The sequence below is a fragment of the Pedobacter sp. GR22-10 genome (genome assembly GCF_026239715.1).
Taxonomy (GTDB): Bacteria; Bacteroidota; Bacteroidia; order Sphingobacteriales; family Sphingobacteriaceae; genus Pedobacter.
In genome coordinates, this window is sequence record NZ_JAPIVR010000003.1 from 332,520 (window position 1) to 345,354 (window position 12,835).

Annotated in this window: 15 protein-coding genes; all 15 read right to left on the reverse strand. The window is 37.0% G+C overall.

Going from position 1 to position 12,835, the window contains the following annotated elements; genetic code table 11:
* Positions 1-66: 66 nt before the first annotated feature.
* A complete protein-coding gene (nuoE, locus tag OQX64_RS14150; RefSeq protein ID WP_265819261.1) occupies positions 67-582 on the reverse strand; it encodes an NADH-quinone oxidoreductase subunit NuoE in 516 nt (171 codons plus the stop codon).
* Positions 575-1,789: an NADH-quinone oxidoreductase subunit D gene (locus tag OQX64_RS14155; protein ID WP_265819262.1), complete on the reverse strand. Its 1,215-nt coding sequence runs from the start codon at positions 1,787-1,789 to the stop codon at positions 575-577. The genes nuoE and OQX64_RS14155 overlap by 8 nt, the downstream gene beginning before the upstream one ends.
* Positions 1,790-1,794: 5 nt before the next feature.
* Positions 1,795-2,295 carry an NADH-quinone oxidoreductase subunit C gene (locus tag OQX64_RS14160; protein ID WP_265819263.1) on the reverse strand — a complete coding sequence of 167 codons (501 nt, stop codon included), beginning with the start codon at positions 2,293-2,295 and terminating at the stop codon, positions 1,795-1,797.
* Entirely contained in the window at positions 2,295-2,837 is a 543-nt protein-coding gene (locus OQX64_RS14165; RefSeq protein WP_088299789.1) for an NADH-quinone oxidoreductase subunit B, read from the reverse strand. Before OQX64_RS14165 ends, OQX64_RS14160 begins: the two co-directional genes overlap by 1 nt.
* A 186-nt stretch (positions 2,838-3,023) precedes the next feature.
* Positions 3,024-3,395: an NADH-quinone oxidoreductase subunit A gene (locus tag OQX64_RS14170; RefSeq protein ID WP_088299790.1), complete on the reverse strand. Its 372-nt coding sequence runs from the start codon at positions 3,393-3,395 to the stop codon at positions 3,024-3,026.
* Positions 3,396-3,476: 81 nt separating this feature from the next.
* The gene (locus tag OQX64_RS14175; protein WP_088299791.1) at positions 3,477-5,192 is read right to left on the reverse strand and encodes a tetratricopeptide repeat protein; all 1,716 of its coding nucleotides are present in this window, start codon (positions 5,190-5,192) and stop codon (positions 3,477-3,479) included.
* Positions 5,193-5,266: 74 nt separating this feature from the next.
* Positions 5,267-6,169 (reverse strand): PstS family phosphate ABC transporter substrate-binding protein, encoded by a 903-nt coding sequence (locus tag OQX64_RS14180; protein ID WP_265819264.1) that lies wholly within the window; start codon positions 6,167-6,169, stop codon positions 5,267-5,269.
* 9 nt (positions 6,170-6,178) lie between these two features.
* Positions 6,179-6,406, reverse strand: coding sequence for a hypothetical protein (locus OQX64_RS14185; protein ID WP_088299793.1), 228 nt, complete (start codon positions 6,404-6,406; stop codon positions 6,179-6,181).
* Between the two features lie 6 nt (positions 6,407-6,412).
* Positions 6,413-7,234: an energy transducer TonB gene (locus OQX64_RS14190; RefSeq protein WP_088299794.1), complete on the reverse strand. Its 822-nt coding sequence runs from the start codon at positions 7,232-7,234 to the stop codon at positions 6,413-6,415.
* A 17-nt stretch (positions 7,235-7,251) separates the two neighbouring features.
* The gene (locus tag OQX64_RS14195; protein ID WP_088299795.1) at positions 7,252-7,758 is read right to left on the reverse strand and encodes an ExbD/TolR family protein; all 507 of its coding nucleotides are present in this window, start codon (positions 7,756-7,758) and stop codon (positions 7,252-7,254) included.
* A 3-nt stretch (positions 7,759-7,761) separates the two neighbouring features.
* Entirely contained in the window at positions 7,762-8,376 is a 615-nt protein-coding gene (locus OQX64_RS14200) for a biopolymer transporter ExbD (RefSeq protein WP_088299796.1), read from the reverse strand.
* A 74-nt stretch (positions 8,377-8,450) separates the two neighbouring features.
* Positions 8,451-9,281: a MotA/TolQ/ExbB proton channel family protein gene (locus OQX64_RS14205; RefSeq protein ID WP_010601914.1), complete on the reverse strand. Its 831-nt coding sequence runs from the start codon at positions 9,279-9,281 to the stop codon at positions 8,451-8,453.
* A 298-nt stretch (positions 9,282-9,579) separates the two neighbouring features.
* A complete protein-coding gene (gene pckA, locus OQX64_RS14210; protein WP_265819265.1) occupies positions 9,580-11,175 on the reverse strand; it encodes a phosphoenolpyruvate carboxykinase (ATP) in 1,596 nt (531 codons plus the stop codon).
* Between the two features lie 243 nt (positions 11,176-11,418).
* Positions 11,419-11,769, reverse strand: a complete 351-nt coding sequence (locus OQX64_RS14215; protein ID WP_088299798.1) for a translation initiation factor — start codon at positions 11,767-11,769, stop codon at positions 11,419-11,421.
* A gap of 39 nt (positions 11,770-11,808) precedes the next feature.
* Positions 11,809-12,690 (reverse strand): diacylglycerol/lipid kinase family protein, encoded by an 882-nt coding sequence (locus OQX64_RS14220; protein ID WP_253248951.1) that lies wholly within the window; start codon positions 12,688-12,690, stop codon positions 11,809-11,811.
* Between the last annotated feature and the right edge of the window lie 145 nt (positions 12,691-12,835).

A 12,835-nucleotide genomic window follows, 5' to 3' on the forward strand; every position in this document is an offset into this window, starting at 1 on the left:
CTATAGTCCGTAGTCTTAAGTCTTAAGTCTCGAATCCAAAATGACTCACGACTTAAGACTTAAGACTTAAGACTTATTTTTCAAATCTTCAATCAATTGATCTACACTTTCTGTAGTTAAGTTTTCGTAGAAAGTATATTCCGGGCTAATTTGCAAAACCGGACCAAATCCACAGGCAGCTAAACATTCAACTCCTCTAAAGCTAAATAAACCATCTGCTGTGACTTCACCTTCTTTAACACCCAGCTTTGCTTCGAGGTGATCTAATATTTTTTCTGCACCAACCAGGCAACAAGGGCCTGTACGGCAAACCTCCAAAGCATATTTACCTTGGGGTTTTAAAAAATACATCGTATAAAATGTAGCCACTTCATATACTTCAATGGGCTGAATATTTAAGTATTCTGCAACCTTATCCATCGCCGGAGTACTTACCCAAAGGTATTCTGCCTGTACCAAATGTAATAATGGCAGCAATGCTGATTTTTCTTTCCCTTCAGGATAGCGACTTTTAACATCATCAAATTTGGCTAACAATTCTGATGAAAATTGTACAGGTGTTTGTTCTTCTACTTTAAGCATCTAATTCTCCTGCAATGATATTCATACTACTCATGTTGATAATGGCATCAGACAATAACATGCCTTCACTCATTGGTGCAAACATCTGGTAATTTACAAAACTTGGTCTGCGGAAGTGCAAGCGATATGGTGTACGCCCTCCATCATTAATCAGATAGAAACCTAACTCGCCGTTTCCGCCTTCTACGGCATGGTAAACTTCTGCCTTTGGTGCATCAATCTCTCCCATCACAATTTTAAAGTGATAGATCAATGCTTCCATATTATTATACACTTCTTGTTTCGGAGGAAGATAAAAATCAGGAACATCGGCATGAAAAATACCTTTAGGTTCTGTTTTTAACTTCACCAGTGCTTGTTCGATAATGCGAACACTCTGCCACATTTCTTCATTACGCACCAAATATCTATCATAGATATCACCACTTGTACCTACCGGAACCTCGAAATCGAAATCCTGATAAGAAGAATATGGATCACTTACCCGAACATCATAATCTACACCTGTGGCACGCAAAAGCGGACCTGTCCAGCTATATTCCAGGGCAGTTTCTTTCGTAACTTCAGCAACCCCTGCTGTTCTGTCGATAAAAATACGGTTACGGGTTAAAAGATTTTCAAACTCTTTTAAAGCTACCGGAAACTCTTTTAAAAATTTATTGATTTTGGCAAAGGCAATTTCATTGAAATCTCTTTCAAAACCACCAATACGACCAATATTTGTAGTTAAACGAGCCCCGCAAACCTCTTCAAAAATCTCGTAAATGTGTTCACGAAACTGGAACAGGTAAAGGAAAGTTGTCGTTGCACCGGTATCCTGACCGATAATCGTATTACAGATAATGTGATCAGCGATACGGGAAAGCTCCATGATGATTACGCGAAGATAATCAACACGTTTTGGCATCTGGATGTTCAGTAATTTTTCAACTGTCATATGCCAGCCCATGTTATTAATAGGCGACGAACAATAGTTTAACCGATCAGTAAGTGGCGTGATTTGATAAAAAGGGCGATGTTCAGCAATCTTTTCGAAAGCACGGTGAATATACCCAATTGTAGAAACGCCGCTTACAATCCGCTCGCCATCTAATTGCAAAACGTTTTGAAAAACACCGTGGGTTGCAGGGTGTGTTGGACCTAAGTTCAAGGTTACCAGCTCACTTTGCGGATCGTTATCTGTATATACCGGATGGTTATGATTCATATAAATTACCTTCCAAAAAATTCATCTTTTTTATCAACTCTGTTAGGGTCTTCCAATGGATATTGCTTCAACATCGGATGTACACCTAAATCATCCATATTTAAAATACGGCGTAAATCTGGGTGGCCTTCAAATTTAACCCCAAACAAATCATACGTTTCACGCTCCATCCAGTTAGCACCTTTCCAAACAGTTGTTGCCGTAGGAATGGTTGGATTTTGCTCAGAGATAAAAACCTTAATTCTGATCCTTACTCGCTCTACCATATTATTCAGATGGTAAACCACCGCAATACCATGATCTTTACCCGGATAATGAACCGCAGTAATATCAGTAAGAAAATTGAACTTTAATTCTTCTTTGAGATAAGAAAGCACGTTAATGATCACATCTTTGTAGGTTACGATAGTTAAAAAACCATAAGGCTCAGAAACGGCAGTAACTTTTTCACCAAACTTTTCAGTCAGCTTAACGTGGATATCGTTATTCAGTATAGTTTCTTCCATTATTTAATGCCGTATTGACCTAAAAGATCTTTATAATAATCTGAGTTTCTTCTTCTGCCTGATTCGTTTCTTACCAAATCCTGAATACGTTGGAAGCCATCTAAAATAGCTTCAGGCCTTGGTGGGCAACCTGGTACGTAAACATCAACCGGAATAACTTCATCAATACCCTGTAAAACGGAATAAGTATCAAAAATTCCCCCACTACTGGCACAAGCACCAACAGCCATTACCCAGCGTGGCTCAGCCATCTGGATATAAACCTGCTTTAATACCGGAGCCATTTTTTTTGCAATAGTTCCCATCACCATTAAAACATCTGCCTGACGTGGAGAAAAGCTTAAGCGCTCTGCGCCAAAACGACCAAGATCATAGTGAGATCCCATAGTTGCCATAAATTCAATACCACAACAGGAAGTGGCAAAAGGCAGTGGCCATAATGAATTGGAGCGCGCCAAACCAATTACCTTATCTAAAGAAGTGGCAAAATAACCAGGTCCTTCTGTTCCTGGAGGCGCATCTACTATATTAATTTCACTCATGTTTATAAACAAAAAATGCTCATCCCTTTGCAGAATGAGCAACAAATTTACAATATTTAAAAGGCAATTAAACAAGCTTAACCTGATTTAGAACCTTTCTAAATAAACAAAGAGGATATGAGTTAGTGTAGTTGTTACACTTTTAGTTTTCAGTTAAAATTAGCTAACCAAGAATGGCCAACCAAACTAGTTCCAGTCTAAAACTTTTTTCTTTATTACATAAATAAATCCTAAAAGTAATGTCCCCATGAAGATGAACATTTCAATCATCCCATCCATTCTAAGTGCTCTGAAATTCACAGCCCATGGATACATGAAGATTACTTCAATATCAAATAATACAAAAAGAATAGCTACTACAAAATATTTGATAGAGAAAGGCTGACGGGCATTACCTACGCTCTTAACGCCGGCCTCAAATACCTCAAGCTTATCACTTGTTTTACGTTTTGGACCTAAAAAGTGTGTAGCCACCAAAGTGGTAACCACGAAACCCAAAGCAACTACGACTTGAAATATAATGGGTAAAAAATCTATTGAGGTACTTTGTGCTTGCATAATCTATATTTTCTGATGCAAAAGTAAAAGAAAAAGGCAGAGTAACCAAACGCTGCCTTTTCTAAATTATTTAACTTGAAATTATTTACCTTTTCCTTTTGCTGCAGGAGCAGATAACTCTTTCAGCTTTGCAGCAGCAAATGTTCCTGTTGGATATACAGCAACGCTCTTATCAAAGTATTCTTTTGCTTTTGCTTTATCAGTATTGAAATAATATCCTCCAAGGTTATCATATGCTTCTGATAATTTTTTAGCATTCGGTGTAACCAATTCTGGTTTTTCAGTTACCTTTTTGATAAACATTTCAAAATGAGGCACCATTAATCCTTTTGGTGCTTTTTCATCATCCAATAAACTATTAACCCTTGCACGATATAAATATGCATCAGTAGTTTCCGGAGCAAGCTGAGCTACTTTAGCAATAGATGAATCCGCCTTCACTAATAAATCTTTTGAAGGGTTTTTCTTTGCTGAATATTGAGTAGCATAATCAAAGTAATAAGCTAAGCCATCATAAAAATAACTGTATAATACACCTTTTCCATTAGGATTAGCAGCAATTACTTTATCATATATTTGAGCAGCCTTTGTATATTTCTTTGCGTCAAAGAAGGTTTTAGCCACCTCTGCTAATGCTTCAACGTTGGTTGAATCTTTTTCTACAGCTTTAGTAATATTAATTAATGCTAAACTATCCTGTCCAGATTTCAACTGTGCTTTACCTAAGTACAAATAATCGAAACCCAAGATTTTATTTGGATCTTTTTCTTTTGCAAAGAACTCATTCATACTGGTTAAAGCTGCAGGATAATTTTTATTCTCGTAAGCAGCCCATCCTTTTAACCTAGAAACAACAGCACTTTTTGGATCATTTGCCGGAGCCTGGATTGTTGATGCTACCTGCTCTAATGTTGCGTAATCCTTTGCATAAAACAAGAACTGTGCATAACGTAACTGAGACTCTAAAGATTTATCTGTTAAATCCATATATTTTTTATAGTTCTCAATTCCTTTTTTAGCTTTTTCCTGATCAGTACCAAAGCTGCTCCATTGTAGATAAAGCTCACCTAATTCACGATAAGCCGGTCCATAGTTCGGATCAGCAGCAATTACATCCTGTAATTCTTTTTCACCTTCAGGAAACGCTCTTGATTCTTTATACATTTTACCAATCTGCGTTTTAGCCCTGCGATTGTTAGGATCTACATCACCAACACGCATGTAAGGACCTAATGCCTCAGAATTTTTCTTTTGCAATGCATAAGCATCACCTAAAGCCAAGAAAACCTCTGCATCCTTATCTTTCGAATCTAATTCATCAGCCTTAGTAATATTCGCTAAAGCATTGGTAAAATCTGGTTTAGACACATCATCACTAGGTTTATCCTGCGCTAAATAAGCTTTACCGATTTCCAGATAGGTTTTATAATTTTTTTTGTCCATTTCGATTGCTTTATCGAAATTGGTTTTAGCAGAAGTTGGGTTATTAGATAACATATCTGCTTCACCTAAACCAATCAGGTTTAAGTTATTCTTAGCATCTGCTGTTACGCCTTTAGTAAAAACAGCACGGGCTGAATCAATATAACCTGTTTTTAAATAAACCAAACCCAGATTATAATAATTATCGCCATTTGAAGCTTGTGAGCTTACCAATGATTTTAGCATTGATGTTGCTTTCTGATATTGTTCAGCGTCAATGGCTTTTTTCGCATCATTTAAATTTTGAGCAAAAACTGCAGAACCCATCAACACCAAACCTACATTTAAGGTTATTGCTTTCTTTAAAATTTTCATCGGATATTCTGTTTTTTTAATAAAAATGAAGTGTCTGTTGAGATAACTTCGTGGTTCAATTTATAATTTGTTATTTATTTTCCTTTTGTCAGGTTAATCTCTCTAGGCATTAACTTATGTGGACCAAGTCCAGATTTAAGTACAATTAATTGTCCTCGCTGACTTCTTAACCATGTTGCAAATCCTGTGCCTAAACCATCTCTACCCTCACAATCTATAATATTTACGTTTCTTAGAAAAGGATAGATTCCATTTATAAGATTATCCTGTGTTGGTTTATAAAACTGATCATCTCCTGGCTTACCTTTCAAATTTTTTACACCAAGTGTTTTAATCTTCGACAGGTATTCAGCATATTTTGTATTTCTATCTGAAACCCAATCAACCCCTAAAATACCTATAAAATTTTTATCTTCAGCAATAAATTTAATTACTTCTGCACTTGAGTTTTTTGAATAGACACCCTGAGCTGGAAACTGACTGATGTTAGCCAGTTGCTTAAAGTATTGAAAGGTACTTGAATAGGTGTTATCAAAAACCAGTTTTTTTGCTGAAGTCTTCCCCTGTAAAATATCAATAACCTCTTTAACGGTAATAGTACTATCGATATTGTCTCTATTGGTAATTAATGCAATGCCATCAACGGCAAACCGGGTAGCATTTATCCTGATGCCCCTTTGAGTATAGTATTTTTCCTCTGCTTTAGTCAGTAACCTGGGCATTACAATTACCCTTACGCTGTCATTCAGAAAAGCGGGAATAATCTTTTCTTCAGGTTTAACTGTAATCTGAAATTTGGCATCTGGGTAATCCAGACTAAAAATATCAATCTGCTCCTGAACGATAGGACTTACACTTTCATCAACCAGAATTTTCAATATTCCGCTTGTTCTTGTTTCTTTAACCTGAGTGGTCTTTTCCTTTCTTTTACAAGAAATGAATCCCAAGATCATAAATATTAAAAGTATGTTTCTCATTTCAGGATTTTAGTCTCTTCTGCCAAGGCTTAATAGCCTTACAAAAGCATAAAAAATTAAAAATACACCTATGGCAATACGCCCCCATGCCGGAATAAAATTAAACCTTATTGCAAGTGGTGCCCAAAAGATGAAGGCAAGCCCCATCACTAAATATAAAGCAAAGGTGAGTAGGCCTAAAATGAGCAAAAACCGCTGTTTAGGCGATTTTTGCTTGAAAATATCAAAATTTAACATTTACTTTTAGTTCAATGTAAAGTTAACGTTGATGTTATACTTTACCCTTACCGGCTTACCATTCTGGATACCTGGGTTCCAGCGTGGACTCGCTTTTAACACACGGATGGCTTCTTCATCAGTTCCGCTACCCAAACCACGGGTAACCTGAATATCTGTCAATTTACCATCTTTTTCAACAACGAAAGATAAAAATACTTTACCCTGTACGTTATTTTCCTGTGCCATTGGTGGGTATTTAATCGCTCCTCCTAAATATTTGTAGAACTTAGCGATACCTCCAGGATATTCTGGCTGCTTCTCGATACTAACGAAGTCATAAACCTTGTTATCATCAACCGCAACTGCAGCTTCTCTTTTCGGACCTTCACCAACTGGTTCAGCGATTACGATATCAGCGGTTGGATCACCTTTAATATCTCTCTGACCTGGATCTGCCTCTTTTAATTTTTCTACTGTTGGCGGTTCCTCATCACGCACCTGCTCATCAGGCTTAACAATTGGAGGCGGCATTTTAACCTGATCCACTTTTGGTGGCGGTGGCTCTACCGGTGGTGGGGGTGGTGTTTTTGGATCAACTGGTGGCGGTGGCGCAATAACTACTTCCTGTGCTTTTTCTACCTGCTCAGTATCATTCATCGAACCTTTAATAAGGCCATAAATTTTTGGAGCGAAGAAAAGTGCAAGGAATACTATTGAACCAATAATTAATGCCCGTGTGGTATTGGCCCCATTGGTTTTACGCAATTGGTAGGCTCCGTAGCTTTTGTTCTTTTCAGCAAAAACTACTTCAATCCACTCCTTTCTTAATATATCTAATTTTGACATGATTACGGATTTAACAATTATAAAATACCCTTCTCCTTCATGAATGCTTTTTCATTATCAAGAATATTGTCATCATCAATCTGACGAACTTTAACCTTTAATATTTCCAATTCATCCATGATATCAACGAAGTTTTTGAAATTTGATCCGCTGGTTGGTTTAACCAATACCACGAAATCACCTTTCACTCCAGATGCATCTGCAACTTTTCTGTTATCGATAATCGCTTTTTCAACCTGTGATAAACTTTCTATAGTTGGAGCTGATGCACCAGCTTCTCCCATATACCAGGCTACCTTATCGCTTTTACCCAATAAAATAGTCATGGTTTTAGAAGCTTTCAGTTCCAATTTATTGTCCTTGTTGTTATCATCCTTATCAGGCTTTACAATATCCATCGCCTGAGGCGTAGAGATTGATGTAGTTAAGATAAAGAATGTAACCAAAAGGAACATCAAATCTACCATCGGCGTCATATCGACTCTTGGCGTGGCTTTCTTCCCGCCTGTGTTTAATTCTGCCATTTCTTATTTTCTTCTAGCTTCTGCGTTGGTTACCAATAAAAACTTGTTAACTTTTTGCTTCTGCAATACATCCACGATCTTTTTAATTACAGGATATTCTTCTTTTGAATCTCCTTTGATACTTACACGCATTGGTTGCTGATTAACTTCAGCGGTTGCTTTACGCGCAAGTAAAACCCAGTTATTCAACTGGTTATCAGTAGAATCTGTAGGAATACCTGTTTGAACACCTGGCTTCATCCGATCGCCACCTGGCATATTTATAAACTTTTTAAGGTCTGCAACCGGTACTCCAAAGGTTCCGATAACCGAAAACCTGTTTACTTCATCAGGTGTAAACTTGATTTTGTACTGCTCTCCAATTAACTCTAAGGTTCTAGCCCTTACTTTTTGGCCAGCCACTTCAAAGAATACCTTACCTTGACCAATGGTTAATGTTGCATTGTTCTCAGCTGGCACCTTAAATTCATATGTTGATGAAGGCGTAGATACCGCTAATGGTTCTGGTTGCTTTGCCGTAGCAGTTAATATGAAGAACGTAAGTAACAGCGCAGCTACATCGCACATGGCAGTCATATCTGTTACCGTACTGGTTCTTTTAACTTTAATTCTAGGCATAATATTTTAACTTTTTAATAATGATGATCTTTTTGCCGGTTTTCCATAAAGCCGGTAAAAATTATTTCAAAATATTATTTATGCGAACTAGCGTAAGTTTGAACGATGCTAAATCCAGCTTCGTCAATTGCATAAGTTAACTTGTCAATTTTTGATGTTAATACGTTATACATGATGATCGCTAAAGTAGATACACCGATACCAGTCATCGTGTTAATTAACGCCTCAGAGATACCTACCGCTAATGCTGATTGATCTGGAGCACCAGAGTTTGCCAAACCGGCGAAAGCACGGATCATACCTGTTACTGTACCTAATAAACCGATTAACGTACCAATTGAAACCAAGGTAGCAATAATGGTTAAGTTTTGCTCTAACATAGGCATTTCTAAGGCTGTAGCTTCTTCAACTTCTTTTTGGATGGCAACGATTGATTGCTCAACATCTAAATTAGTATCAGCTTCAACTTCGCTATATTTTTTTAATCCTGATTTAATTACATTAGCAACAGAACCTTGTTGTTTGTCACACTCAGCTTTAGCAGCTTCGATGTTACCAGCGTTTAATAAACCTTTTACTTTAATGATGAAGGTATCTAAGCTTGATTTTCCGCTTGCTTTACCAATTACGATTAAACGCTCGATAGAGAAAACGATAGTAGTTAATAATAAACCGATTAAGATTGCCACGATTGGACCACCTTTGTAAGCTGTACCTGGATAGTTGTTTGGTAATGGTAAGTTCTCGTTATTATTGTCAATAAAGTTTGCCGGATCACCCAATACGAATCTCCAGATAATAAAGCCAATTACGATACAAATAGGAATAACCAATGTTGCGAAAACATTTGATGCACTTGAAGAGCTCTCTTTTTTAACAGTTGTTGGTTTTGGTGCGTTTGCCATTTTTTTTAATTTTTAGTTTTAGTTCTTGTTTTTAATTTTTAGCTGTTTTATCTTTTGTACTACACACAACGGATGCGATCTGATTTTGTTGCGAAAAACAAATTTATAAATTGATTTTAAATTACAAATTAATAAATCAATAAACAATTAAATCGTTACCTAACGATATGGTTTATTGCAAACGTACAGGGTGTATAACAAAAAAATTGCCTCAGCCGGAGACAATTCTTTCACAATAAAAACTAAAAAAATCTCTATTTGCAAATTTTTCGTTCAAAAAATGCATTTTAAAGTGCTTTTAGCACAATTTTAACGATTTAGGGTGTACTTTTGACACTTTGGTTTGCTCAAACTGCTTAAAATTCTGGTCAAAGGCATTTGCCAGTTCATACGCTTTAATAAAGTATTCTTCCTGATTACTCCATGTTTTTGAGGGATCCAATATCTCATCAGGCACATTAGGACAATGTAAAGGAATCGTTAATTTAAAAACATGATGCTTTTTATAGTGATGATGATCTAAATCTCCTTTTAAAGCGGCACTGATTATTGATCTGGTATAACTTAATTTTATTCTTTTTCCAATGCCATATGGTCCTCCACTCCATCCTGTATTAACCAACCATACATTCACATTTTCCTTTTCCATTTTTTCACCTAAAAGACCGGCGTATACGGATGGGTGCAATGGCAGAAAGGCTTTGCCAAAACAGGCCGAGAAAGTAAGCTGAGGTTCTGTAATACCTGTCTCTGTACCGGCAACTTTGGCCGTGTAGCCATTTAGAAAATGAAACATAGCCTGTTCTACATTTAACTTTGAAATAGGCGGCAACACGCCATAAGCATCGGCTGTTAAGAAAAATATATTTTTTGGAATAGATGCGACAGAAGGTATTACCGCATGATCTATGAAATCAATCGGATAGGCTACCCTTGTATTTTCGGTTTTATCGGTATTACCATAATCAACATCTTGCGTTCCGGGTTGAAAATTAATGTTTTCCAATAAAGCACCAAATTTGATGGCTTTATAAATCTGCGGTTCTTTTTCTTCAGTGAGATCCACGCATTTGGCATAACAACCTCCCTCAAAATTAAACACCGAGTTTTCATCCCATCCATGTTCGTCATCACCAATCAGCTTTCTTTGCGGATCTGCAGATAAAGTTGTTTTGCCCGTGCCAGACAAACCAAAAAAGATCGCTGTGTCTCCTTCCTTACCTACGTTGGCAGAGCAATGCATGGGTAAAACATTTTTATAAACAGGCAATATAAAGTTTAATACAGAAAAAATTCCCTTTTTGATTTCACCTGTATATCCGGTTCCACCAATCAGAATCATTTTTTTTGTAAAATTAATGACCGAAAAATTTTCCTGGCGCGTCCCGTCAGTAAGCGGATTGGCCAGAAAACCCGGCGCCGCAATAACTGACCATTCCGGACACTTGCCTAAGTCATCATGTTCCGGACGGAGAAAAAGATTATGGGCAAAAAGATTTTGATAAGCGGTTTCTGTAATAACACGGATTGAAATGGCAACATCCGGTTTGGCGCAGGCCGCAGCATCACGTACATAAATTTTCCTATTATGCAGATAGCTGGTCATTTTAGAAAAAAGCTGATCGAAATGCGATGGAGCGATTTTAATATTTACATCTCCCCACCAAATCATGTCTTCAGTAAGATTGTCATATACGATAAACCTGTCTTTGGGAGATCGTCCTGTAAATTTACCCGTATCAACAGCCAAAGCTCCTGAAGACGCCAATGTACCTTCTCTGTTTACCAGGGCTTCATCAATTAGCTCCATTGGCGACAACTGGTACATTACAGTCATGTTTTCACCCAGATTTAAATAGCCTAAATCTGGTGCTTGCAATTTCTTTTTGCTCATAAACAATAAGTTGATTAGTGCAGCAAAGGTAAATAGTTATTGATCACAAAAACCAATATTTTTAACTATTTATTTACATATTGTAGCAAATACACTAATACTTAAAGTATTGACATACAAATAATTAAATCAAAATTTTAGATCGAAAAAAAATTAAAAAAATACACTAAGACTGACTTAAAAACTGAAGTAGAAAGGATCATTTAAGGAAAATATTCTAATCGCATTTAAGCACCGGATTTTTTAGCCCCCAGCTTTTTTAACTTTATAACCATCTTTCTGAAGAATAGCAATCACTTTATCTCTGACATCTCCCTGAATCATAATTTCACCATCTTTAACGGCACCACCTACGCCACACTTGGTCTTTAACATTTTCCCTAGAACCCCAAGGTCTTCATCTCGCCCGTTAAAGCCTGTAATGAGCGTTACTGCTTTTCCTCCACGATTTTTTTTATCCAGCATTACCCGTAAATCCTGCTGATTATTGGGCAATGTAGTTTGATCATCTGCCTCTTCCTGGTATTCAAAGTCGGGATTGGTAGAAAACATAATTCCTCCAAGATCGCTCAAGCTGTTTTTTTTAGGTTTCATAGGTACAAATGTAAGCGAAATGATCAATAAGAAAATTTGCTAGGGAACGACGACACTCAATGAAAGAGGGGCTACACTCACCGCTATCTCTTTGCCCATTTTTAAAGGTTCACCATCTATATGCACGGCCCCATCGGTTTCTCTGAGAATTTTAATCTGTTTACCCTTGATGATCTCAATCATTTCTGAATGTTCAGCAGTTCCTTTTAGCATTACATAACCTAAAAGAGGCAATTTTAGCAGTGAAAATGGCTTAATGATACAAACATCCAAAAGACCATCCCTAATGGATGCGCCCGGCGCAATAAAAACATCATTACCATATTGTGAGGAATTGGCTATGCTGATTGCAAATGCATTTCTTTGATATTCTATTCCGTCAATATCAATAATATATTTTTGTGCACGATAACCAAAAACTTCCTTCAAACCTAATTTTACATAGCCGGCAAGTCCTCTTTTCTTATCATTTGAAAAAACGGAGCTCAGGTGAGCATCAAAACCGATTCCGGCAAGGTTAAAGAATTTTTTATTATTGAAGGTTGCCGTATCAATTTTATCTATTTTCAAACGGTTAATGGCTAATATGGCCTGACGAAGATTTTTAGGGATCTGCAGAAACCTGGCCAGTCCATTTCCTGAACCCAGAGGCAAAATACCCAGAATCTTTTGATGCTGAAGTACTTTAGTCGCTACTTCATTTATAGTGCCATCTCCACCAGCGGCAATGAGAATGTCAAAATTTTTATTGGCGGCTTCGTCGGCAAGTTCAGCGGCATGGCCAATGTATTCTGTAAATACAAAGTTTGCATTGAACTTCTCCTTATCGAGATATTTATCTATAAAATCAGGGATCCGCAGTTTTCCCTTCCCACCTGAAATTGGGTTTATGATAAAAAGTATATTGTGCTTTGTGTGCAAAACGTAAAGAATGAGGGTACAAAATAATCTATAATTTTTGAAATAAAGAAAATATGCTAATTTTGTCGCATAATATAGTGGACTGATTTGCTATTCCGAAGAGATTCGGAACGGATTGCAACCACTTAAAAAAAAGTGCTAATAC

What these genes read in the sequence shown, in the direction of transcription:
- nuoE (WP_265819261.1), bottom strand. Translation starts at nt 582, where the DNA reads ATGCTTAAAGTAGAAGAACAAACACCTGTACAATTTTCATCAGAATTG.
- OQX64_RS14200 (WP_088299796.1), bottom strand. Translation starts at nt 8,376, where the DNA reads ATGCCTAGAATTAAAGTTAAAAGAACCAGTACGGTAACAGATATGACT.
- OQX64_RS14180 (WP_265819264.1), bottom strand. Translation starts at nt 6,169, where the DNA reads ATGAGAAACATACTTTTAATATTTATGATCTTGGGATTCATTTCTTGT.
- OQX64_RS14155 (WP_265819262.1), bottom strand. Translation starts at nt 1,789, where the DNA reads ATGAATCATAACCATCCGGTATATACAGATAACGATCCGCAAAGTGAG.
- OQX64_RS14175 (WP_088299791.1), bottom strand. Translation starts at nt 5,192, where the DNA reads ATGAAAATTTTAAAGAAAGCAATAACCTTAAATGTAGGTTTGGTGTTG.
- OQX64_RS14215 (WP_088299798.1), bottom strand. Translation starts at nt 11,769, where the DNA reads ATGAAACCTAAAAAAAACAGCTTGAGCGATCTTGGAGGAATTATGTTT.
- OQX64_RS14185 (WP_088299793.1), bottom strand. Translation starts at nt 6,406, where the DNA reads ATGTTAAATTTTGATATTTTCAAGCAAAAATCGCCTAAACAGCGGTTT.
- OQX64_RS14190 (WP_088299794.1), bottom strand. Translation starts at nt 7,234, where the DNA reads ATGTCAAAATTAGATATATTAAGAAAGGAGTGGATTGAAGTAGTTTTT.
- OQX64_RS14205 (WP_010601914.1), bottom strand. Translation starts at nt 9,281, where the DNA reads ATGGCAAACGCACCAAAACCAACAACTGTTAAAAAAGAGAGCTCTTCA.
- OQX64_RS14170 (WP_088299790.1), bottom strand. Translation starts at nt 3,395, where the DNA reads ATGCAAGCACAAAGTACCTCAATAGATTTTTTACCCATTATATTTCAA.
- OQX64_RS14165 (WP_088299789.1), bottom strand. Translation starts at nt 2,837, where the DNA reads ATGAGTGAAATTAATATAGTAGATGCGCCTCCAGGAACAGAAGGACCT.
- OQX64_RS14195 (WP_088299795.1), bottom strand. Translation starts at nt 7,758, where the DNA reads ATGGCAGAATTAAACACAGGCGGGAAGAAAGCCACGCCAAGAGTCGAT.
- pckA (WP_265819265.1), bottom strand. Translation starts at nt 11,175, where the DNA reads ATGAGCAAAAAGAAATTGCAAGCACCAGATTTAGGCTATTTAAATCTG.
- OQX64_RS14160 (WP_265819263.1), bottom strand. Translation starts at nt 2,295, where the DNA reads ATGGAAGAAACTATACTGAATAACGATATCCACGTTAAGCTGACTGAA.